General features: G+C 34.4%; 23 protein-coding genes. 5 read left to right on the top strand and 18 right to left on the bottom strand.

Annotated features, from left to right (window positions below; genetic code table 11):
* Nucleotides 1-109: 109 nt before the first annotated feature.
* Complete coding sequence (locus LU301_RS01580; protein WP_305271891.1) at nt 110-1,489, top strand: Na+/H+ antiporter family protein; 1,380 nt, start codon at nt 110-112, stop codon at nt 1,487-1,489.
* A 75-nt stretch (nt 1,490-1,564) separates the two neighbouring features.
* Here LU301_RS01580 and bfr read toward each other — a convergent pair whose 3' ends face one another.
* From bfr to LU301_RS01565, 3 genes are all read right to left on the bottom strand, one after another.
* Nucleotides 1,565-2,044, bottom strand: coding sequence for a heteropolymeric bacterioferritin subunit Bfr (gene bfr / locus LU301_RS01575; RefSeq protein ID WP_305271889.1), 480 nt, complete (start codon nt 2,042-2,044; stop codon nt 1,565-1,567).
* A 204-nt stretch (nt 2,045-2,248) separates the two neighbouring features.
* Nucleotides 2,249-2,443: a bacterioferritin-associated ferredoxin gene (locus LU301_RS01570; RefSeq protein WP_305271887.1), complete on the bottom strand. Its 195-nt coding sequence runs from the start codon at nt 2,441-2,443 to the stop codon at nt 2,249-2,251.
* Between the two features lie 165 nt (nt 2,444-2,608).
* Nucleotides 2,609-2,989 (bottom strand): RidA family protein, encoded by a 381-nt coding sequence (locus LU301_RS01565; RefSeq protein WP_305271885.1) that lies wholly within the window; start codon nt 2,987-2,989, stop codon nt 2,609-2,611.
* A 289-nt stretch (nt 2,990-3,278) separates the two neighbouring features.
* Between LU301_RS01565 and LU301_RS01560 the strand changes: the two genes are divergently transcribed.
* A complete protein-coding gene (locus tag LU301_RS01560) occupies nt 3,279-3,590 on the top strand; it encodes a hypothetical protein (protein WP_305271883.1) in 312 nt (103 codons plus the stop codon).
* Between the two features lie 60 nt (nt 3,591-3,650).
* Nucleotides 3,651-4,118, top strand: coding sequence for a hypothetical protein (locus LU301_RS01555; RefSeq protein WP_305271882.1), 468 nt, complete (start codon nt 3,651-3,653; stop codon nt 4,116-4,118).
* A gap of 25 nt (nt 4,119-4,143) precedes the next feature.
* Here the strand turns inward: LU301_RS01555 and LU301_RS01550 are convergent, their stop codons facing one another.
* From LU301_RS01550 to lptF, 14 genes are all read right to left on the bottom strand, one after another.
* Complete coding sequence (locus LU301_RS01550; RefSeq protein ID WP_305271880.1) at nt 4,144-4,746, bottom strand: aminotransferase class IV family protein; 603 nt, start codon at nt 4,744-4,746, stop codon at nt 4,144-4,146.
* A 67-nt stretch (nt 4,747-4,813) separates the two neighbouring features.
* Nucleotides 4,814-5,533 carry a phosphoribosylaminoimidazolesuccinocarboxamide synthase gene (purC, locus tag LU301_RS01545; protein ID WP_305271878.1) on the bottom strand — a complete coding sequence of 240 codons (720 nt, stop codon included), beginning with the start codon at nt 5,531-5,533 and terminating at the stop codon, nt 4,814-4,816.
* Nucleotides 5,534-5,567: 34 nt separating this feature from the next.
* Complete coding sequence (locus LU301_RS01540) at nt 5,568-6,164, bottom strand: lipoprotein-34 precursor (NlpB) (RefSeq protein WP_305271876.1); 597 nt, start codon at nt 6,162-6,164, stop codon at nt 5,568-5,570.
* On the bottom strand, nt 6,165-7,058 hold the full coding sequence (gene dapA, locus LU301_RS01535) for a 4-hydroxy-tetrahydrodipicolinate synthase (RefSeq protein ID WP_305271874.1): 894 nt from the start codon (nt 7,056-7,058) through the stop codon (nt 6,165-6,167).
* A 244-nt stretch (nt 7,059-7,302) separates the two neighbouring features.
* The gene (locus LU301_RS01530) at nt 7,303-8,037 is read right to left on the bottom strand and encodes a Bax inhibitor-1/YccA family protein (RefSeq protein WP_305271872.1); all 735 of its coding nucleotides are present in this window, start codon (nt 8,035-8,037) and stop codon (nt 7,303-7,305) included.
* A gap of 346 nt (nt 8,038-8,383) precedes the next feature.
* The gene (locus tag LU301_RS01525; protein WP_305271870.1) at nt 8,384-9,190 is read right to left on the bottom strand and encodes a hypothetical protein; all 807 of its coding nucleotides are present in this window, start codon (nt 9,188-9,190) and stop codon (nt 8,384-8,386) included.
* Nucleotides 9,191-9,313: 123 nt separating this feature from the next.
* Nucleotides 9,314-9,541: a hypothetical protein gene (locus tag LU301_RS01520; protein WP_305271868.1), complete on the bottom strand. Its 228-nt coding sequence runs from the start codon at nt 9,539-9,541 to the stop codon at nt 9,314-9,316.
* Between the two features lie 59 nt (nt 9,542-9,600).
* Nucleotides 9,601-10,257: a ComF family protein gene (locus LU301_RS01515; protein ID WP_305271866.1), complete on the bottom strand. Its 657-nt coding sequence runs from the start codon at nt 10,255-10,257 to the stop codon at nt 9,601-9,603.
* Nucleotides 10,250-12,289: an ATP-dependent DNA helicase RecG gene (gene recG / locus LU301_RS01510; protein ID WP_305271864.1), complete on the bottom strand. Its 2,040-nt coding sequence runs from the start codon at nt 12,287-12,289 to the stop codon at nt 10,250-10,252. Before recG ends, LU301_RS01515 begins: the two co-directional genes overlap by 8 nt.
* 1 nt (nt 12,290) lies before the next feature.
* Nucleotides 12,291-13,271, bottom strand: coding sequence for a hypothetical protein (locus LU301_RS01505; RefSeq protein WP_305271862.1), 981 nt, complete (start codon nt 13,269-13,271; stop codon nt 12,291-12,293).
* Nucleotides 13,262-14,188, bottom strand: a complete 927-nt coding sequence (locus LU301_RS01500; RefSeq protein ID WP_305271860.1) for an AAA family ATPase — start codon at nt 14,186-14,188, stop codon at nt 13,262-13,264. Before LU301_RS01500 ends, LU301_RS01505 begins: the two co-directional genes overlap by 10 nt.
* 46 nt (nt 14,189-14,234) lie before the next feature.
* Entirely contained in the window at nt 14,235-15,455 is a 1,221-nt protein-coding gene (gene serB / locus LU301_RS01495; protein ID WP_305271858.1) for a phosphoserine phosphatase SerB, read from the bottom strand.
* A gap of 59 nt (nt 15,456-15,514) precedes the next feature.
* Nucleotides 15,515-16,582, bottom strand: a complete 1,068-nt coding sequence (gene lptG / locus LU301_RS01490) for an LPS export ABC transporter permease LptG (RefSeq protein WP_305271856.1) — start codon at nt 16,580-16,582, stop codon at nt 15,515-15,517.
* Between the two features lie 14 nt (nt 16,583-16,596).
* The gene (gene lptF / locus LU301_RS01485; RefSeq protein ID WP_305271854.1) at nt 16,597-17,670 is read right to left on the bottom strand and encodes an LPS export ABC transporter permease LptF; all 1,074 of its coding nucleotides are present in this window, start codon (nt 17,668-17,670) and stop codon (nt 16,597-16,599) included.
* A gap of 226 nt (nt 17,671-17,896) precedes the next feature.
* Here lptF and zupT point away from each other — a divergent pair, with 226 nt between their 5' ends.
* Together zupT and LU301_RS01475 are read left to right on the top strand one after the other, a co-directional pair.
* Nucleotides 17,897-18,694, top strand: a complete 798-nt coding sequence (zupT, locus tag LU301_RS01480) for a zinc transporter ZupT (RefSeq protein ID WP_305271852.1) — start codon at nt 17,897-17,899, stop codon at nt 18,692-18,694.
* 235 nt (nt 18,695-18,929) lie between these two features.
* Nucleotides 18,930-21,032: a TonB-dependent receptor domain-containing protein gene (locus tag LU301_RS01475; protein ID WP_305271850.1), complete on the top strand. Its 2,103-nt coding sequence runs from the start codon at nt 18,930-18,932 to the stop codon at nt 21,030-21,032.
* A gap of 218 nt (nt 21,033-21,250) precedes the next feature.
* On the opposite strand, the gene LU301_RS01470 is transcribed toward LU301_RS01475, so the two are convergent.
* The gene (locus tag LU301_RS01470) at nt 21,251-22,555 is read right to left on the bottom strand and encodes a solute carrier family 23 protein (RefSeq protein ID WP_305273907.1); all 1,305 of its coding nucleotides are present in this window, start codon (nt 22,553-22,555) and stop codon (nt 21,251-21,253) included.
* Between the last annotated feature and the right edge of the window lie 111 nt (nt 22,556-22,666).

The raw sequence follows: 22,666 nt of genomic DNA, 5'->3' as shown, positions 1-22,666 counted from the left end.
AGTTAAATCACTCATACGATTAGTCTGAATAATTGACATAGGATTTATCTTATCAATAAAATTATGTTACAATACGTTAATTTTTTTCTATTTTTATAAAGATTAACTTATGAACGCAGTCGTCATAGCTATTATTGTGATGTGTGCCTTATCACTCTCTCGTATTTCTGTCGTATTGTCTTTAGTCATTGCGGCAGTCGTTGGCGGTTTAGTCGCTGGTTTAGACCTCGCAACCGTTATGAAAACCTTTAATAATGGTGTGGGCGGTGGAGCTGAAATTGCTTTATCTTATGCTATTTTAGGTGCTTTTGCACTTGCACTCGCCAAATCAGGTGTACCTGATATCTTGGCACATAACATGGTTAAAAAACTCCATCAACAATCGGATAGCACCAAAATCGTGAGTGCTAGCAAAATCAAATTCTTTTTATTAAGCGTATTGTTAATTGCTGCTATCATGTCGCAAAATGTTATTCCAGTACATATTGCGTTTATTCCTGTTTTAGTTCCACCATTATTAGCAGTCATTAATCAATTAAATCTTGACCGCCGTGCTGTTGCCTGTGTTATGACGATGGGATTGGTCGGTACATATATGCTTATTCCAGCAGGTTTCGGAGCAATGTTCCTTGAAGATATTGTCATGAAAAATATCAACGAGGCAGGACAAGCCATGAACTTTAGCGTTAGTAAAGACATGATGCCTAAAGCCATGCTAATTCCTGTAGCAGGTATGTTTTTAGGTATGTTGATTGCAGTATTTATTAGCTATCGTAAACCACGTGTTTATCAAAATATTGATGTTGAACCACAAAAAACCATGCATTTTGACGGTAAAACTGCAGCCGAAGAGCCTGTTATTCCACACGTTAGCACTAAAGTCATGATAATGGCAGGTATTGCAATTATCGCAACATTATGGGTACGTCTCTCTTCTGGTTCAATGGCGTTAGGTGGTTTAGTCGGTTTTGCCATTTTATCATTTTCAGGGATTTTCAAATGGAAAGAGTCCGATGATGTCTTTATGCAAGGTATGCGTATGATGGCATTAATCGGCTTTATCATGATTGCAGCAGCAGGTTTTGCAGCAGTAATGAAAGCAACAGGACACGTTGATACCTTAGTCAGTGCTATCATTAGTATGGTTGATGGACAAAAAGGTCTAGCTGCCTTTATGATGTTATTGGTTGGTTTATTGGTAACATTGGGCATTGGCTCATCATTTAGTACAGTGCCGATTTTAACGGTGCTTTATGTACCATTATGTATCCAACTTGGTTTTTCGCCATTAGCTACGATTGCCATTATTGGTACGGCAGCAGCTTTGGGTGATGCAGGCTCACCAGCCTCTGATTCAACACTTGGACCAACATCTGGTTTAGCAGTTGATGGACAACATAACCATATTTGGGATACAGTTGTACCCACGTTTATCCATTTTAATATTCCATTACTCATCTTTGGCTGGATTGCAGCAATGGTGTTGTAATTATCCTTAAATTATTCCCAAACACAAAAAAGCACAAATCTTAAATTTGTGCTTTTTTCTATCAATATGAAACAATTAATGTTCATCTTCGCCCATATTTGATTGGATATAGTTTTGAATACCTACTTTTTCAATCAAATCAAGCTGTGTATTTGCCCAATCATGATATTCTTCTTCAGCTTCTAAAATATTTTGTACCAATTCACGGGTAACATAATCTAAATGCTGTTCAGCCACAGTAATCGCTTTTTGTAATGCTTCAATGTTTTCTTGAGCCTTACGCACGTTGCATTGTAATACTTCTTCAGTATGCTGACCAATATACAATTTACCTAAATGTTGCAAATTTGGTAAACCATTTAAAAATAAAATACGTTCAATGATTTTATCAGCGTGTTTCATTTGATGAATCGATTCTTTATAATCTGCTTCACCTAATTCATTAATACCCCAATCATTAAACATACGAGCGTGTAAAAAATATTGGTTAATCGCAGTGAGTTGATGATAAAGCACTTGATTTAATTGTATAATGACTTCTTTATTACCTTGCATGGTAAGCTCCAAATGATATGTTAATTTTGCTATATTAACCAAATTTATTATATTTTTCGAGTATTTTTTTGAACTGCAAATGAAAACAATATACAAAGTAGAGTATATTTTATTCAAAATAAATTAGCATTATCATTTGTGAATTATTATTAAATAACTTCCCTGTCAATCAATGAACTATTTCAATTTTAAATGATAATCTCATTAAGCCGCTACAGCTAAACGACTCGCAATTTCTGCCAATTCTTGATTGATAATTGAACGAGCTTCAGGGGCACACCGTCCACAACACGTGCCTAAATCCAATAAATCACGCACTTCACGGAAACTGCTCGCTCCTTCAGCCATTGCATTTTTAATATCTTGGTCAGTAATGCCTCGACATAAGCAAACGTACATGATACTTTCTCCCAAATGGATAATTAAATAAGATAAGTAATATTATCGATAATTATTATCAACTGTCAATCATTTTTATTCAATTTATCCATTATTATCATTGTTATTTTCAATTAAAAAGCATTACTTAATCGGTAATGCTTCTCGTTTATATCACGGTAGAATTTATTTAAGTACCACAATACCGTCCATTTCCACTAATGCACCACGTGGTAAACTTGCTACACCCAAAGCGGCACGAGCAGGATAAGGCTGTGCAAAATATTCACCCATAATTTGATTAACTAATTGGAAGTGTGATAAATCTGTTAGAAAAATATTTAATTTTGCAATATCAGCTAAACTTGCACCGCCTGCTTCACAAACTGCTTTTAAGTTATCAAATACACGGCGTATTTGTGCTTCAATCCCATCAACCAATTCCATCGTATAAGGGTCTAAACCAATTTGCCCTGATAGATAAATGGTATCATTAACCAAAATTGCTTGTGAATAAGTACCAATCGCCGCAGGTGCGTGTTCTGTATGGATAACTTGACGTGTCATAATATGCTCATCAATAAAAATTAGTTAGGTTGAATATAGCATAATTCACGGTTTTTAGGCAATGATGAACTCACTTTACTTCACCAAATCAATCATTTCATCAGTACTCATTACAAGATACCATATAATTTTTCATTTGATAGGTAATTTTATATATGCTATTATCCAAATATGAAAATTGTATTAGATAACGTGAGTGCAGTTTAATAAATGAATATAACTTATTGAAATATAAAGATTAAGTAGATGGCATCTACTTATTACTAATTGTGTAATGGTAATATAAACGATGTATATTGTTCATATTTGGTCTAATCAAGAACCATTTCAATCACTTGAATACCAAATCCTTTCTAAAAATTTAGCACAACTTTTAGTAAATTTCTCTCATCATCAATACACTTTAATTTCAGAAGTTTCATGGGTTGATTATGAATTGATTACTGATTTAGACACATTACTTGATGAATTTCATTATTTTCATCAACAAAACACTAATTTTTCAGATGAAATTTTATCAATTATTAAATTGATACAGAAAGCAAAAAACAATAATCATCACATTTTATTTGACCCATTTGAGAATACGCCCTATAAATAAAATGTTAAACGTGAGTTTAGATAATTTATTTTTCATAACTATTTTAATTTAAGGTATCACATGAAAAATTTGCAACTCAATCAAACAGAATTATTACATCGTTTACAATTATATTTCCCTAATATAGCCAATATTCACTTAAATCGTTATTATTTAGCTGTTACAGATTTTGCTGTGATGCGTAGTGATTTCTTTAAATATATTATCAATTATTTCAATAATATCAATATCTTATTCTATTTCTATGATGCAAAAAAAGACCAATTTGAAATCATCAAAAAATTTAATATCTCCAATATTCATGATGCCAAAAAAGTAGCTCACTTTTATTTTCATGAAAATATAAATCAAAACCAATTTTCCTATTTCTATATCATATATGACTCCAATTATAAATTTATTATTTTATCTGATGATAGTTTAGACTTTTCACTATTATTATATAATATCAACCTAGTGAAAAAATCTTTTCTAAAAACCATAACAGATTATTTTATTTTGCTTGATGAAATCACTCTAGGTCATTAATATAAAAATAACACCTAGTAAATCATCACACACCTTGAACCATTTGCATTGAAATCGCTCGTTGTTCATCAAAAGGATTTAAGGCATTAATCATCATCATTTTTTCAAATTGATATAAATGATTGAAATAAATATTAGCCAGTTGAATTTGCCCTAAATCTAATAACTTCGCTCGCTGTGTGCCTGCCAATAATGGTTCTGATGGTGTAAACCATTGCCCATTTTTATAAAATAACAAATTGCCAATGCTACTATCGGTTATTTTGCCATTTTTAACGATGATAATATCATCACATCCACCACGCTGAGCGAATAGTTGATTAATCATTTCACGGTCAGTATATTTATAGCTATAATCAATTTCATTACATATAACAATTTGATAAGTTTGAATATTTCTTGTTTGATAGTGAAAAAACTCAATATGCTGTTGATAAACATCATATTGCATACGACAACGTACTAAACCACGCTGAAATTCATTTGGTACAATAATGTGTGATAAAGCAAAATCTGAATTGGATTGCGTTAAAAATCGCATACCCTGCTGATAACGTTGCTGATGATAATCAAAATTTTGGATTTGCCCATCAACAATGGCAATGGTTTCTAAAAGTTGTAATGTCATGCTATTTGCATCAAAAAATCAATCATAAAAAACTGCACTTGCGTACAGTTTTTATGATTTTAAATCATTAAATATCGCTTAAATCAACACCTAAACGATGTGCCACTTCTTCATAAGCTTCAACTACATCGCCTAAACCTTGACGGAAACGGTCTTTATCTAATTTTTTCTTAGTGTCTTTATCCCACAAACGGCAACCATCTGGAGAAAATTCATCACCTAACACAATACGGTCTTTAAACACGCCAAATTCAAGTTTAAAGTCCACTAAAATCATATTACCTTGTGCAAACAATTCACTTAATACTTCATTTACTTTGTAAGTTAGACGTTTCATTTCTGCAAGTTGCTGTTCAGTTGCCCAACCTAATGCAACTGATTGGCTTTCATTAACCATTGGGTCGCCTAATGCATCATCTTTAAAGAATAATTCAAAAGTCGGTGGTGTTAATGGTAAACCTTCTTCCAAACCTAAACGGCGACATAAACTACCTGCTGTATAGTTACGAATCACACATTCTACAGGAATCATGTCTAATTTCTTAACCAATACTTCAGTTGGTGTTAATAATTGCTCAAAATGTGTTTCAATACCCGCTTCAGCCAATTTTTGCATAATAAATGCATTAAAGCGATTATTTACTTTACCTTTACGCTCAAGTTGAGCAATTTTTTCACCGTTAAATGCTGACGCATCATCACGGAAAACTAAAACCAATAAATCTGGATTTTCTGTGGTATAAACTGATTTTGCTTTACCAGTATAGAGTAACTCTTGTTTTTGCATGGATAAACCTTTAAATATCATTTCTGTTTATGATTTAAACAGGCCAATTTTGATAAATTTGTGTAAGAATTTCAGTTGCAATTTCTTTTGAAGCAAAACTTCCTGTTTCATCATATAATGCCAAAACGTGTGTCGCACCAATTTGACTTAAATATAACAGATATTGTTTGCCATCTTTTTCTAAAACTGCTGACGTTTTATCTTCAGAGGTCAGTTTATAATTTAAACTGCTTGCTGTTGCCACCACATAACGCCAAATTTGCTCCGTATCACCAGCAATTTGTAATAATGGATTTTTATTACCATCATAAATCATATGTGGGCGTAAATTTTGCAACTGAATGGTATTCATTGACATGCTTGCACCTAGAGCAGGACGTGGCAATTCATAACGATTACCACGACGATTTTCATAACGTGGTGCATTGTTTAACGCATGTTCTTCAATAACAGGTGAAGGATATAATGCGGTTTCTTCACGCATTTGCATACCATAAGGCACTTCTAATGGTTTTAATGTTTTCGCATTTTTATATTCTAAAGAGCGGTTATCAATGCCCATCATGCTACAACCAGCCAGACTCAAACTGACTAAGCTAAGCATGATTAATGTTGTTTTTTTCATCATCACTTAGATAATCTCCGCTTGTTGTAAGGCTTGGCGAATTGGCTCACGGAATTGTGTTGCAAGTGGTGTTAAAGGTAAACGAATGCCCACATCAATACGTTTCATTTCATATAAAGCCCATTTTACAGGAATTGGGTTCGATTCACAGAATAAAATCTCATGTAAATGTGCGACTTTGGCATTGCTTTGTTCTGCTTCCGCTTGATTTCCTGCTAATGCAAATTCACATACTTGGCTCATCACTTTGGGTGCAACATTAGCTGTTACCGAGATATTACCTTTCGCCCCTGCCAAAATCAGTTGCCAAGCGGTTGCATCATCGCCAGAATAAACCGCAATTTTACCATTTAAACGTTGAATGAGTTCTGTTCCACGTGGAATATCGCCTGTTGCATCTTTAATTCCAACAATATTTTTAACATCAGCCAAACGTACAACTGTATCATTTGACATATCGACCCCTGTACGCCCCGGCACATTATATAAAATTTGTGGAATATCTACCGCTTCAGCAATCGTTTTATAATGTTGATATAAACCTTCTTGCGTTGGCTTATTATAATAAGGTGTTACCAATAAACACGCATCTGCACCTAAATCCTTAGCTGCTTGAGTTAATTCAATCGCTTCATGCGTTGAATTTGCACCCGTACCTGCAATAATTGGAATACGTTTATTTGCCACACGAATAATTTCTTTAATCACTTGAGTATGTTCTTCCATACTCAAGGTCGATGCTTCACCTGTTGTACCCACCGCAACAATACTATGTGTTCCTTGTTCAATATGCCATTCGACTAAATCTTCAAGTGCTTTCCAGTCTACACCACCATCTTCTAACATTGGCGTTACAATGGCAACAATAGAACCTTGAATATTTGGTGTGTGCTGAGTCATTTTTACCTATCCCCACATTCCTATTTAGCCTAAAATGCTTTTAATTTAAACAGGAAATATGTCTTTTTAACTAAATAATCATCAAAATGATGAACAATCAAAATCATACTAAATTATGAACCATCGCCATCTGTTTCTCAATATCTTTTTTGTAGAAAACACAATTTTTTTCATCATTTAAAGCAATTATACATAAAAAAACTGAACACATCGGTTCAGTTTTTTATTCTCAGCTATGAACGATTTAATCATCACTACTTAAAAAGCCAATTAAACGTAAGAATGAAACATACATCCACACTAAAGTCGCTAAAATACTAATACCACATAACCATTCTGTATATTTTGGTGCAGATTGAGCAGCAAAATTTTCCACTAAATCAAAATCTAAGATTAAATTTAATGATGCAATAATCGCTACAAATGCTGCAAAACCAATCCCTAACCATGTATTTTCAAATAAACCCGGAATAGAGCTTGAGAATATTAAACTTAAAATAATTTGTAATACAAATACAATGGCTATTGCAATGGTTGCTGAAATCACAACAGATTTAAATTTTTCAGTTGCACGAATAATACGAGCTTTATATAAAGCTAACATCACACCAGCAGTTACTACTGTCGCCAACAATGCCATCATCGGCACGCCAGGAAATTTTGCTTGATAATAATAAGATACACCTGCTAAAAAGCACCCTTCAAATAAAGCATAAGGAATACCTAAAGTTGGTGCATATTGTGGTTTAAACGTTACCACTAATGCCAGAATAAAACTGACAACAATACCAATAATACTCGCTAAACCAGCCGCACCTGCATTACCCGTTAAAGCAAAAAAGAAAAATAATGCTACAGCAAATGCTGATGCCACACTTGTTAAAATTACGCTCTTCTGAATTGCACCACCAATCGTCATTGGGTCTTGCGGTGTTGCATACATTTCAACACGATTTAAAATCGGGTTTTGACTGTTCATATCAAATGTTCCTTTCTCTTAACCATATTATGATGGCTGTTAATGCAAATGATAAGCATACTGCAAAAATTGTACAGATACAAGTAAAAAATGATAAATGCAAAAAAACCCGTATATTGTTCCATTAATATACGGGCTTCTTGTCGGAGGGTTGGCGGACAGTCCATTATCTAAAGTTCATCTATGAAATTCGTCCATTCTGTTCAACAACTTTTATCCAAAAGTTTGACATCATGTCAATTTCCTTGTTGATGGTTGTATTATAAAAAAATAATATCAATCATCACTAGCCGTTTTTGACTGAAAATGATGTAAGCCATAGCGTACAATATTGTTTAAAATATCATCATTTATTTAACCAGCCAATTTCTTGGGCAGTTTGTGGGTTGATAACCGTCTCTGCTAAGCTATTTGGTGTATGCCTTTGACTCGGTGATGTTGCCACATATCCACCCATAATTTCCGCAAAACTTTGTGGGTATTTAGGATTTTTATTCGGCTCAGCCAAGCCAATAGGGTCTAAAGGCTGTCCTGTTCTCAAATCATATTTATCAGTTGCACCAAAAGCGTGCAATAATTCATGCACAATAATCACTTTATTTGAACCATGATGTTTCATATCAGCAAATAAATTAACGATACCAATTCGCCCATTTTCTAATGCTGTTGAATGTTTAACCACTTTATGTGTTTTAGGATTATAATAATTGAGATAAAGCGTTACGGTTGGGCTTTTATCTTCATCAAGTTCATATTTCCATGCATAATAACGGAATTTTAAACTCCACAGCATAATATCTATAATACCACCACCACTCGGCACGGCAGGCGGTTTTTGCATCATTTCACGTCCATATTGAATATAAATCGCACTAGGACGATTACGGTATTTTTGACTATTTTCTACTAAATATTGTTGTGCATCTTTAAAATCATCACTAGTTAATTTTTGGATATATTGTTGCACTTCTAGCGAGCCATCAACATTTACAGGGTGTAACATCACAACAATCGGTTTATCCCAATTTTGATTATTATCTCTCCATGCATTTAGTGCGACAGCAACTAAAATAATCAATAAAATAACCACTCTAATATGTTTCCAAAAAGGATAACTGGCTTGTGTTTGAGCTTTTCGCTTATTTTTTGACATGATAAACCTATAAACTTTATAAATGTTGATAATATTTGATAAATTAAAATCAAGATAGGCAAAAATATTTTGCCCTTACAGAAAATCAATCAGTTACACTACATTTAAAATAATGTGATTGTATTAAATATAATCAGGGTTTACTTTACGCCATAATGTCCATTCACCATGTCCATCTAATTGAATTTTCCATTGGGAATAAAAAGTTAAATAAGGATATTCAAATTCTCGAATTTTAATTTGGCGTTGCTCTGGCTCACGGCGATGTTCAACATAGGCTTTTGCCGACTCAAGGCTATCAAAATTATGCTCTTCAACTTTTGAGCCAAAATAAACTAAATAATGTGCCATGTTTTACCTACTCTATTTTGCATTTTTCTATATTGTAACACAATTTAAAAACAATACTATTATCTTGCACCTGCGACACACGCATAACTGATTTTTTCAATCTTTAACGGTTCAAGTGCTTTACTTAAAGCTGATAATGATGCTCCTGTGGTAACAACATCATCAATAATTAGAATATTACGATAAATTTTACCTATTTTATCTTGAATCATAAATTGTTCATCGATATTTTCTAAACGCTCTACACGACTTAAACCCTTTTGCCGTCCTGCACTAGCTCGTTGAATTGGTTGCCAAATGGGTATATTTAAGGCTTTTGCCACAATTTTAGCAATTTCTAAGGCTTGATTAAAACCACGTTCAGCAAGACGCTGTTCAGAAATGGGCATGGCAACCACAGCTTGTACTTTGGGTAATTTTAATTGTAATATCAACTGGGCAAATAATGGTGCATAGAGTAATTGATGATGATATTTATATTGTAAAATCATTTGATTGAGTGGATAGTCATAATAACAGGCAATTTGTACATTTAATTCATGACGTTGCACTTCAGTCAATGCCCAAGGTAGTTGTTGCCAGCAATCTTCACATAAACCTGCGTATATTGAATTGTCCATTTGACAAGCAACACAGGGTAAAAAACGCTGTAAATAATCTCGCCAAGTATGATATAAAGGCTTAAAGCGGATTTTTGAACGTGATAAATTAGACATAAGCATATCTTGTTGCATTTGGAAGCCAACGTTTGACCAATTGTTCTGCATTTTGTGGATATTGTTCTATTAAAATATAAGCTGTTTGATGGGCTTGCTCCAGTAAATGTTCATCACGCTGTAAATTTGCCACACGAAACCCCATATCACCTGTTTGTTGTGTGCCTAATAATTCACCCGCACCACGCAATTCCAAATCTTTCTCTGCAATGACAAAACCATCATGGCTTTCTCGTAAAATATTCAAACGTTCTTGTCCATTTTGTGATAATGGATTTTTATACATTAATACACAAAAACTTGCCTTTGCTCCACGTCCTACTCGTCCTCTTAATTGATGTAATTGTGATAAACCTAAACGTTCCGCATTTTCAATAATCATAATAGACGCATTAGGAACATCAACACCCACCTCTATCACTGTAGTAGCAATTAATAATTGTAATTCATTATTTTTAAATGCCATCATCACTGATTGTTTTTCATCTGCTTTCATTTTACCGTGTATCAATCCAACATTTACATGTGGAAAACGTTGTTGTACCTCTTGATAAAATACTTCGGCAGCTTGTGCATCTAAACTTTCAGATTGTTCAACTAATGTACACACCCAATAGGCCTGTTTATCTTCCATACAATTTTTAATCACACGTTGTAACACTTCTTCACGGCGGTCAATTGCAACAGTTACTGTTTGAATAGGTGTACGATTGGGTGGTAACTCATCAATGATGGAACTATCTAAATCACCATATAAATTCATGGCCAAACTGCGTGGAATGGGGGTTGCACTCAATGCTAATTGATGTGGCATAACTTTTTGATTTTTATTGCGTAATGCCAAGCGTTGCTCCACACCAAAACGATGTTGTTCATCAATCATCACCAAACCCAGTTGGGCGAATTGTACCTGTTCTTGAAATAAAGCGTGCGTACCGATAATCATTTGTGCTTGATTGGATTGAATATCGTCCAATATTTTTTGCCGAGCCTTGCCTTTAATTTTGCCCACTAACCACGTTACAGTAATCCCCAACGGTTCAAACCATTGTTTAAAATTCAGGTAATGTTGCTCTGCCAAAATTTCAGTAGGTGCCATCAATGCGACTTGCCACCCTTGCTCCAATACATGACATGATGCAAGACCTGCCACTAAAGTTTTACCTGCACCTACATCACCCTGTACCAAGCGTAACATTGGAACATTCTTTGCCATATCTTGAGCAATTTCCATAGAAACTCGTTGTTGTGCATTGGTGATTTTATACGGTAAACGTTCTAATAATTGTTGTTTTAATGACTGACTTTCTGTAAATGTAGGTGCTTGAATATGTTGAATATATTGACGGCGTTGCAATAAACTCACTTGATGTGCGACCAATTCTTCAAAAATTAAACGTTGCTGTGCAGGGTGTGAACCTTGCAATAATTGTTGCATATTTGCTGTTTTTGGTGGTTGATGAATATAAACTAAGGCTTGTTTTAAATCATAACCATTGGTCAAATGTGCTGGTAACAACTCTACTAAATCATCAGTATTTTCAATAGCTTGTTGAATCAATTCTCTTAATTTTTTTTGAGTTAAACCATCTGTACTTGGGTAAATTGCTGTCAGTTGAGTTTTTGGTAAAGGTGTAGTTTGACTGATTTGCTCAACTTCTGGGTGATAAAATTCAATACCACGCACACCCAATCGAGCTTCACCAAAAACTCGTAAAACCTTACCCACAGCCATACGCTCTATCATGGTTTTATAAAAATGATAAAAGCGTAAAGTAACTTTCCCGCTCCCATCATCAAGTGTAATTGCTAAAGACTGACGTTTACCTTGACTAAATTCACTCGATTTAACAATCCCTTGAATTAAATAGCTCCGCCCAGCTTGTAATTGATAAATTGGAATAATGGTACTACGGTCTTCATAATCTCTTGGTAAATGGAATAATAAATCATCAAGCGTAAAAATCTGCAACTTTTCCAGTTGAGCCAATGTATTTTTGCCAATACCTTTGAGTTGAGAGAGTTGTGTCATTTTATGCAATAACTCTCTGATAATCTGCTGCTATTTTTTGTAAAAAATAGTCGTTATGTTTAAGATTTGGGAAATAAACATCATAAAAATAATGATATAATACGGTTTTTAGTGAGTTTATTTCTTTAAAATAATTAGCTATTTCTTGTTTTCGGCTACTAATTTCATTTGGTGAATATTGTTTTTCCACATCACCTAATTCTTTATTTTGTCTTACTTTTATAATTTCTTTTAAAATCGGCTCAACAAATTTATTTTCAAAATCATGACAACGAATAAAAGCCCAAACATTATTTTGAATAAAACCTTTTTCCACTAGATGTTCACAAAACATCATAAAATCATTCTGATTTTCAATATATTGATTCAGTTTTTGATTTAAAACTAACATTCTCTCTTGATATGCTGAAAAATCTTGACTTAAAGCAATCATTTTACTTTCTTGATTTTGCAATGAAATTGCTTTTATCCAATCATCATGTGTAAAATTGGTGTTTTTTTGATTGTGTAAAAATAAAAACTTCTGATATGACTCAAACCAAATCTCAGATAGTTTCTCAAAAATAGATAAAATGGGATTGGGATGATTATCAATATAAAGTTTAAATTTATTTTCTAATATTTGATGTAAATAATTCGGTGAAAAAGTAATATTTTCTCGACCATGAGCATAAGTCTGTAAAATATACTGTTGTTTCTCGGATAATAAAATACTTTCATCACGATGATTAGGACACAATACATCAAAATCACTATCAATAGCAATCAGTTGATTCGCACTACAAATCTGTAATAATTTAGATTTTCCTGTAATCGTTTTTCCAGCATCAGAATACAATTTCACTTCATGATGTACAGCAATATTTTGCCAAAACTGTTTATCAGTAATATCTTCAATATAAATTACACCTAAAGTTTTTTGCTTTCGGCTTTTCATGATACTATATGCTTTGGTATAGTCATCACGTCCCATCATAGCCATGTGGTAATTTCCTCCATATCTGTATAGACATCATTCCAACCATTCATGATTAAAGCAGGACTATGCGTAACAATAATAAATTGAGCATCAGGATTTAAAATCGTAAGTTGTTTAATAAAATGCTCTTGCCAATCTAAATGTAAAGAGATTTCAGGCTCGTCCATCAAAATAATTGCTGTTTTATTTTTATCAGCATTACTTAAAACCACACGCAATAAAATATAAATCAACTGGCGTTCACCTGATGACAAATGAGAATAATTTAACTTTTTTTGTAAGTCTATATCTGTATAAACTAACTCATTATTTTCATAACTGACTTGTTTACCAATTTGATTAAAAAATAAATTAAAACTAGATAACAAACGCTCAATCAACTCATCTGTTTTAATTTTATTAAATTCATAAATTGTTTCACGAATCTCCATATCTAAAGCATTGGTTTTTTCTTGATTGCTTTTTTGAATAATATGATTTGCATTAGAATTCGTCAGATTGGCTTCAATTAAATCAATATATAATTTATCTGTATCCTTTCCTAAAATTACTTTAATATTTAATTTATTTTCATTATCTAAACTATTAACTTCATTTAAAGATAAAACACTCTTAATAGATACTATCTGTAATAACACTCTCAAATCTGATGAAATATTATTCTCAAATTGAGATAATTCATTAGGTGAGATTGAATCAAATATTCTTACTGAACTATCACTAAAATATATCTTAGAAGAGTCAAATAAATCTATATTGTTTCTTAAACTTTTTGTTAATAGCATATCATATAAAAGAGATAAAATCGTCGATTTCCCACTTCCATTCGCTCCAACAAGTACATTGACTTGTGGATTAAGTTCCCAACAAATATCTTTTTTACCAAATAAACCTTTAATCTCAACTTTTTCAATTTTCATAATTCTACTCCAAAAAACTATTTAAAAATGGTAGCTTAAGCTACCATCACGCCCGATATAAATCTTTATCATGCACACCTAATAAATAGAGTACACCATCTAAGCCCACACTCGAAATATTTTGATTCGCATTTTCACGAACCATTGGTTTTGCACGGAATGCTACGCCTAAACCCGCAATAGATAACATCGGTAAATCATTTGCTCCATCGCCCACCGCAATAGTTTGTTGTAGAGAAATGCCCATATTATCAGCGATTTGGCGTAAAAGCTCAGCTTTTCTTGCACCATCAACAATCACACCAGACACTTCGCCTGTAACAATACCATTTTCCACATCTAAAATATTGGCATGAACTTCATCAATGCCTAATTTTTGTTGTAAATATTCGGCAAAATATTGAAATCCACCTGATAAAATCGCAGTTTTATAACCCAATGCTTTTAGAGTAGAAATCAGACGTTCCGCCCCTTCAGTAATGGTTAAACGTTCAGCAATTTTTGGTAAGACACTCGCATCTAAACCTTTTAATAAAGCAACACGAGCTTTAAAACTACTTTGGAAATCTAACTCGCCTTGCATTGCACGCTCAGTAATTTCTGCCACTTGATGTCCAACACCTGCTTCTTTAGCTAATTCATCAATCACTTCTTGTTCAATTAAGGTAGAATCCATATCAAAACACACCAAACGGCGGTTACGGCGATATGGATTATTGACTTGCACGGCGACATCAATTTGCAATTCATTAGACAATTTCAAACACGCTTCACGCATGATTTGGTCGTCCATCAAAGTACCATTCAAGCTAAATTGAATACACGAACGCTTCATGTCATTTTGACTTGGATTGAGTGATTGTCGTCCTGATAAACGAGTAACCGTTTCAATATTCAAACCATGTTCAGCAATCACTTGGGTAACTGCTTGTAAATCTGATGGTTTTAACTCTGGAGCAAGTGCTGTTACGATATAACGAGCCTCGCCACCACTTTGCGACCATTGTTCATATTCTTCTTGTGAAATTGGTTTAAAACGCACGGTTAAATTAATTTCTTGAGCCAACATGAGAAAATCTTTCATTGCCAATGCTGTAGCAGTTGGATTGTCAGATGCAACAAAAATTCCTAATGTAAGCTGATTATGAATAACCGCTTGTCCCACATCAAGCATTGTTAATTGATGGCGGTCGAGTACTTCCATTAAACGTGTAAATTGTCCTGCTTGGTCAGGCCCTAAAAATGAGAATAAAATAATTTCTTTCATAATAAAAACAAGTAGGCAAATAATTTAGTAAAATTGTAGCATAAAATCAGCAACAATGACTATTTAGCACGATGTAGTAGATATGCACCAATCAAAAACATCAACACAATTGGCACACACACAAACCAAGCTGGCGATGGGCTATACACCAAACTCGCATAGCCGAGAAAGTCTTGTAAATAGAAAAAGCCTAAGCCTGTAAATAAAGCAATCACTAAACGAAATCCCATCGACTGCTGGCGTAAAGGTCCAAAAATAAAGGAACAAGCAATCAATACCAATGCCATCAAAGCAAAAGGCGACATGACTTTTTGCCAAAATGCTAATTGATAAGGTTTCGGCACTTGACCATATTGGCTTATATATTGCATTAGATTAACTAATTGGCTTGGCGATAAATCATCAGCATCCATTGTTACCATATGTACATATTCAGGTTTTAACGCTAAATTTAAATCTCGTTCAGCAATTTTTTGTTGATAAGCATTATTATCCTGTAATTTAGTTTGTGTAACATCTGATAAACGCCACTGACCTTCTTGTACAAATTGTCCTTGTTTAGCATTCAGCCATTGATTTAAATAATAATCTTCACTAAAAGTCATAGTTTGTATATGACGTAATTGTCCTCGTGCATTGGCATAATCGATATAAACAAATTGATTATCTTCTTTTGTCCAATAACCACGCACTTCACCCAACTTGGCTGCATATTGTTGGTCTTTTACTTTTTTAGCTTGTTCACTGGTATAAGGAATAACCCATTCACTCAAAGCCAAAGAAATAATGACCAAAATCACCGCAGAACGCATGACCCAAGCTACAATTTGCCATAAACTAATGCCCGAAGCACGCATAACAACCAATTCACTATTCGATGCCATACTACCTAAACCGACCACCGCACCAATTAAAGCGGCGATTGGAATAATTTCATATAAATAATAAGGTGCACCCCATAATACATATAATAATGCTTTCCCTGCTGTATAATCGCCTTTAACATCGCCCAACTCGCCTAAATAGGTAAACAGAACTTGTAATCCTGACAAAAGCAAAGTTGCTCCTAACATTGCCACTAAAGTTGTGCTAACCACATGTTTTGCGACGATTTTTTTTGCGAACATGGTTTAAATCTCTCTTAAGACTGCTTGGCGGCTAATTTTGCTTTACGAGAAAACAGTAAAGTGATACCAATATAAATCATAAACACCATAGGATACGCCCACACATCCATTTGTGCTTTACCAATACGTGTTTTGACTGCCATTAATGCTACAATTAGACTTGCAAATAATAAAATCGCTGGGAATAATTTATAATAACGTCCTTGACGTGGATTGACTTCTGCTAAAGCAGTTGCCAATACTAATGCTAAAAATATCACAAATGGTGCAGAAATCCGCCAACCTAATTCGCTACGCACTACAGGCTCATGACGTTTATCCCATAATTGTTTTAAAGTAAAGGCTTCAACTTCAGGACTTTCTAATTCCTTTTGTTTATTTTCTAAACGTAAACGATAATGTTGAAATTCAGCTTGCGTATATTGTGGTTTATCGTGAAAAATTTCATAACGGCGACCTTTCACTAAATCCACCACACTTGCTGTATCATTATTCAATTCAATGCGTGTTGCTTCCTGTGCCAAAATCAATACATCAGGGCGACCTTCTTTTTCTGCTCGTTGATAGAAAAATATATCTTTTAAATTTTTACGGTCATCGGATAATGAACCTGCATAAATAGTATAAGCCCCACTAGAAATAAATTCTTTAGGACGCACCAAATCAAATCCAGAACGCACCGCTTGATTGGCAATTAAATTATCATACTGACGCAAACCCCATGATGAACCCCATAACATCAACACAGCATGCACCACAAAAAAGCCAACCGTCATCGGCACTAATAAACGTGATAATTTCCAACGACTTACCCCACTGGCATTCAGTACGGCCATTTCATGCTCGACATATAAACGACCGAACACGAGCATTAATCCAATAAAAAAGCCTAAAGGTACAATCAAAGTTAAAAATTCTGGTAAGCGATAGCCAATAATGCTAAATAAAATACTCGCATCTAAGCGACCTTGTGCCGCCACACCAAAATATTTAATCAAGCGTCCACCCATCATCACTACAGTCAATAGTAAAATGACTACGGTCGATGTTGCTAGCACTTGTTTGGTTAAATAACGTTGGATAATCAAAATTTATTGTCCAATTCTAAAATATAACTCAGTATTTTATCATATCTAACAATAAATGATATATTGTGTTTTAGTGAATAATATACAACATCTGTATAAACCCTATTTCTATCAAAACAATCACTACTATTTATTTCTGAAATGATTGATATTGTTTTGTAAAACCCACTTTAAATCAAGGAATTTATTATTTATAATAATTCATTTTTAAATAATGATAGATTAAATGAATTTTATAAGTATTGAAGTTTTAACTGCACTGAGTGTAACTTTATTAGCAGGGCTTGCCACTGTAATTGGAGGCTTTTTGGTTTTGTTTCACAAACAACCAAGCCATCGTACTTTAGCCTTTGGTTTAGCTTTTTCTGCAGGTGCAATGGTTTATGTCTCTTTAACTGAGATTTTAAACAAATCTGTTGATTCTTTCTCTGAAGTTCTAACTCAACAACATGCTTTTAGTTATGGCACTATTGCTTTTTTACTTGGTATGGTTGCAGTGATTGTACTTGACCGTTGCGTACCAAATCCTCACGTCATTATTGAAAATAACCAAGATATAGACCAACGCCGTTTAAACCGCATTGGTTTACTTACATTATTCGCCATTACTGCACATAATTTACCTGAAGGCTTAGCAACTTTTTTTGCGACTTTAGAAAGTCCAACTTTGGGTGCTCCATTAGCAGTTGCTATTTCAATTCACAATATTCCTGAAGGTATTGCTATCGCTTTACCTGTTTATATGGCGACCAAAAGTAAAAAATTAGCTTTACTTGCAACCTTTATTTCTGGTTTAGCCGAGCCTTTGGGTGCGATTTTAGGTTATGCAATCTTAGCTCCAATTATGAGTCCATGGGTTTATGGTTGGGTATTTGGTATTATTGGCGGTGTGATGGTGTTCTTAGCTTTAGATGAGTTATTACCTGCTGCTAAAGAATACGGTGAAGGACATGAAACCGTCTATGGCTTAGTCTCTGGTATGGGCGTATTAGCTTTAAGTTTAGTATTACTCAATTATGGCTAATCATTGCATTCTCCATCAGAAATAAATCATGCATTATAGGGTGGAATTTTCACCCTATATTGTTAAGGCTCTAGACGAGTAGAATTAAAAAAATCTTTTAATCAAATTACTATTATTGATAACAATTCTTGTTTACAGCAACAAATAAACCCATTATAATACCTATATCCATACATAAAGTATGTTATTATTTTCCATCTATAGCAACAATTTTATCTATAATGTGAGATAGCAAATGATGTTTTCATATTTTCATTTCTTGAGCAAAAAGTTATGGCTCAAACGGCGTATTGCCAAACACAAATTAATGATTGCTCTTTTGGGTTTAGGTTGTAACTCAATGGTTTGGGCTGAACAACCCATCTTAGCATTGGACACCATTGAGGTTACTGCAACTGCAAATGACAACCGCCATCTTTATGTCGATAGCCAAACTTTAAAGCAGAATGCCAGTAACTTAGGCGATATTTTATCAACACAAACAGGTATTCATGCGAATCAATTTGGTGGTGGTGCGTCAGCTCCTGTCATTCATGGACAAGATAGTCATCGCATTAAGATTTTACAAAATGGTGCTGATGTCGTGGATATGTCGCATACTTCTCCTGACCATGCTGTTGTGGTAGATGCGACTTTAGCCAAAAATGTCGATGTCATTTATGGTGTTGATGTATTACGTTACGGCTCTGGTATTACAGGTGCAGTGGTTAATGTCAATGACGATAAAATTTTAAGACAAATGCCCAACAAAGCACTAGAAGGTGAAGTTGGTTTACGTTTTAATACAGGTAACGATGAAAAACTCGGTCATGCAGGGGTAAGTGTAGGCTTAGGTTCTAATGTTGCTTTACGTTTACAAGGTTTACATCGTAAAGCCAATAATTATCGTGCTGAAAATGCCACGCCTGTTGAAAATACTATGGCAGAATCAACTTCAGGTAGTGTAGGTTTATCATGGATTGGTGATAAAGGTTTTATTGGCGTGGCTTATACTGAACGTAAAGACCAATATGGTTTACCTGGACATAGCCATGAATATCACGATTGCCACCCCGATGAAAATCAACTTGATAAATTCCATATTGAAAACGGTATTTGTGTCGCACACGATGACCACGACCATCACGATGATGAAGAACATGAACACGCTGACCCAATTGTTGATTTAAAATCAAAGCGTTATGACCTACAAGCAGAATATCATCAACCATTCACAGGTATTGAAAAAATCCGTTTAACTGCTGATTATACCGATTATCAGCATGACGAAGTGGAAGATGAACCCGTCAGTTTCTTTAAAAATAAAGGCTACAATACACGTCTAGAATTAACCCATCAACCGATTGGTAATTTAACAGGTCATATTGGTGTACAACTCGGCAAAAATACCATGAGTATTACGGGCGAAGAATCATTACTTCAGCAAGTAACGACTAATCGTCTTGCATTGTTTGCGGTAGAACGCCTGAACTGGGATAATATTGATTGGTCATTTGCAGGACGAGTCGAGCATCATAAAATTGATACCACCGATAAAACCATGCAAAATTACAAGAAAACTGCCTATTCTTATGGTACAGGTTTAGATTGGCATATCACACCACACTTTAAATGGACAGTTTCAGCGACTCATCAACAACGTATTCCAACTGCATTAGAAATGTATGCTTTAGGAGCACATTTGGCAAGTAGTACATGGGAATATGGTAATGACCAATATCAACTAGCGGTAAATAATGCTGTTCATCAACGTTTAAATCCTGAAAAATCAAATAATTTTGAACTCGGTTTCCATTATAAAACTGATGTAAATGATTATAAATTAACAGGTTTTTATAAGGATTATGATGGCTATCTCTATGCTCAAACTTTAGATAGACATGAAAATTTACGCTTAATCCGTTATGCTCAAGCTGATGCGAAATTTTATGGTCTCAATTTTGATATGAATACACAACTTACGCCACGTTATCATCTAGGTGTATTTGGCGATTTAGTGCGTGGTAAAATTGAAACACAAAATGCACCACGTATGCCAGCTCATCGTATTGGTGCACGTTTTAAAGCTAATTTTGGCGATGGATTTACAGGCTCAGTTGAAGCATTACGCACCTTTGACCAAAAACATTATGCTGATTTTGAAACCAAAACGGCTGGACATACGATTATGAATGTAGGGCTAAACTATCAGCGTACATGGGCAAATCAATTTGAATATGATATTTTCTTTAAAGGTAATAATTTATTCGACCGTCCAATGTATTCACATTCATCATTCTTAGCCAACATTCCACAAATGGGGCGTAATTTTAGTTTAGGTGTGAATTTTAAATTTTAATATAATCAAAGAACTTAAGAACTGGTACAAAACTCACCATTGTGTCGTAGGGGCGAATCATATTCGCCCAATAAACACAAGGTCTGCATAAGGGCAAATGTGATTTGCCCCTACAATCCTGTACCAATTTTTAGGTTGAATTAATATACCACCATCACACAAATAACAAGGGCAAAATTAACATTCAATTTTGCCCTTGTTTTAGCTGTATAATAAACTTAATTTGACGATTTATTTTCTCGTAGGTTCAAGAACCAATGCAAAATAATCGCTGCAAAAGTTGCTGTACCAATACCTCCCAAATTAAAGCTACCAATCATCAACCCGAAATCGCCTGTTCCTAAAATAATGGTTACAGCACCAACCATTAAATTTTTATTATTAGAAAAATCAACACGATTATCAATCCAGATTTTTGCACCTGCAATGGTAATTAAACCAAATACCACAATTGACGCACCTGTCAATACAGGAGTAGGAATCGTTTGAATTAAAGCACCAAATTTTGGAGATAAACCTAAAATAATGGCAAAAATACCAGCTATCACAAAAATAATGGTTGAATATACACGTGTAACTGCCATCACACCAATATTTTCGCCATAAGTAGTCATACCTGTTGAACCGACACTACCAGAGAACATAGTTGCCACACCATCAGCAACAAAAGCTTTACCTAATTGTGGCGTTAAATCCTTGCCTGTCATCGCACCAACCGCTTTAATATGCCCTAAATTTTCCGCCACTAAAATAAATGCTACAGGAGCGATAATTAACATCGCATTCATATCAAATGTTGGGCTAGTAAGTGTTGGTAAACCAAACATTGGAGCTTGAGCAATTGGAGCGAAATCAATCGGCTTGCCTAAATTTAAACCATTTGCTACAATCGCATAAATCACATACGCCATGATTAAACCGACCAATAATAGCAAACGTTGTAATAAACCTTTGGTAAAGACCGCAATGACACTCATACATAATACAGTAACTAAAGTCATCACCAATTCAAACGGCTGACCTGCCACACTTTTCACAGTAATCGGAGCAAGGTTTAGACCAATAATCATGACCACCGCACCTGTTACCACAGGTGGCATTAAATTCTCAATCCATTTTGTGCCTGTTGCCATCACGATACTACCAATCACGGCGTATAATAAACCACAAGCAATAATTCCACCTAAAGCAACCGAGATATTAGGATTTGCCCCAGCACCTGTTGCATGAGCAGTCGCTGCTGCCACCACACCGATAAAGGCAAATGATGAACCTAAATAACTTGGTACACGTCCGCCTGTCATGATAAAGAATAAAATTGTACAAATACCACTCATTAAAATGGCTAAGTTGGCATCAAAACCCATCAATAAAGGAGCAAGTACCGTTGCACCGAACATTGCTAAAACGTGTTGTAAACCTAATACGATACTTTGTGCAGGAGGTAAATATTCATCGGGAGCAACTGCTTGTTGATTTAAATCGCCTTTATAAGCTCGCCATTGTGGAAACCAAGACATAATGAACCTTAATCAAATCGTAAAATATAAAACGGTGCAAATCATACTCTAATTTTACACTATTGTGGATATGTTTCAGCGTGTATCTTTAATTATTTTTGCAATGTGTTATCA

Origin of the sequence: Moraxella sp. ZY210820 (assembly GCF_030674635.1) — a bacterium.
Classification (GTDB): Bacteria; Pseudomonadota; Gammaproteobacteria; order Pseudomonadales; family Moraxellaceae; genus Acinetobacter.
The sequence above is the reverse complement of the archived record's forward strand: the minus strand, read 5'-3'. Positions and strand labels throughout refer to the sequence as shown.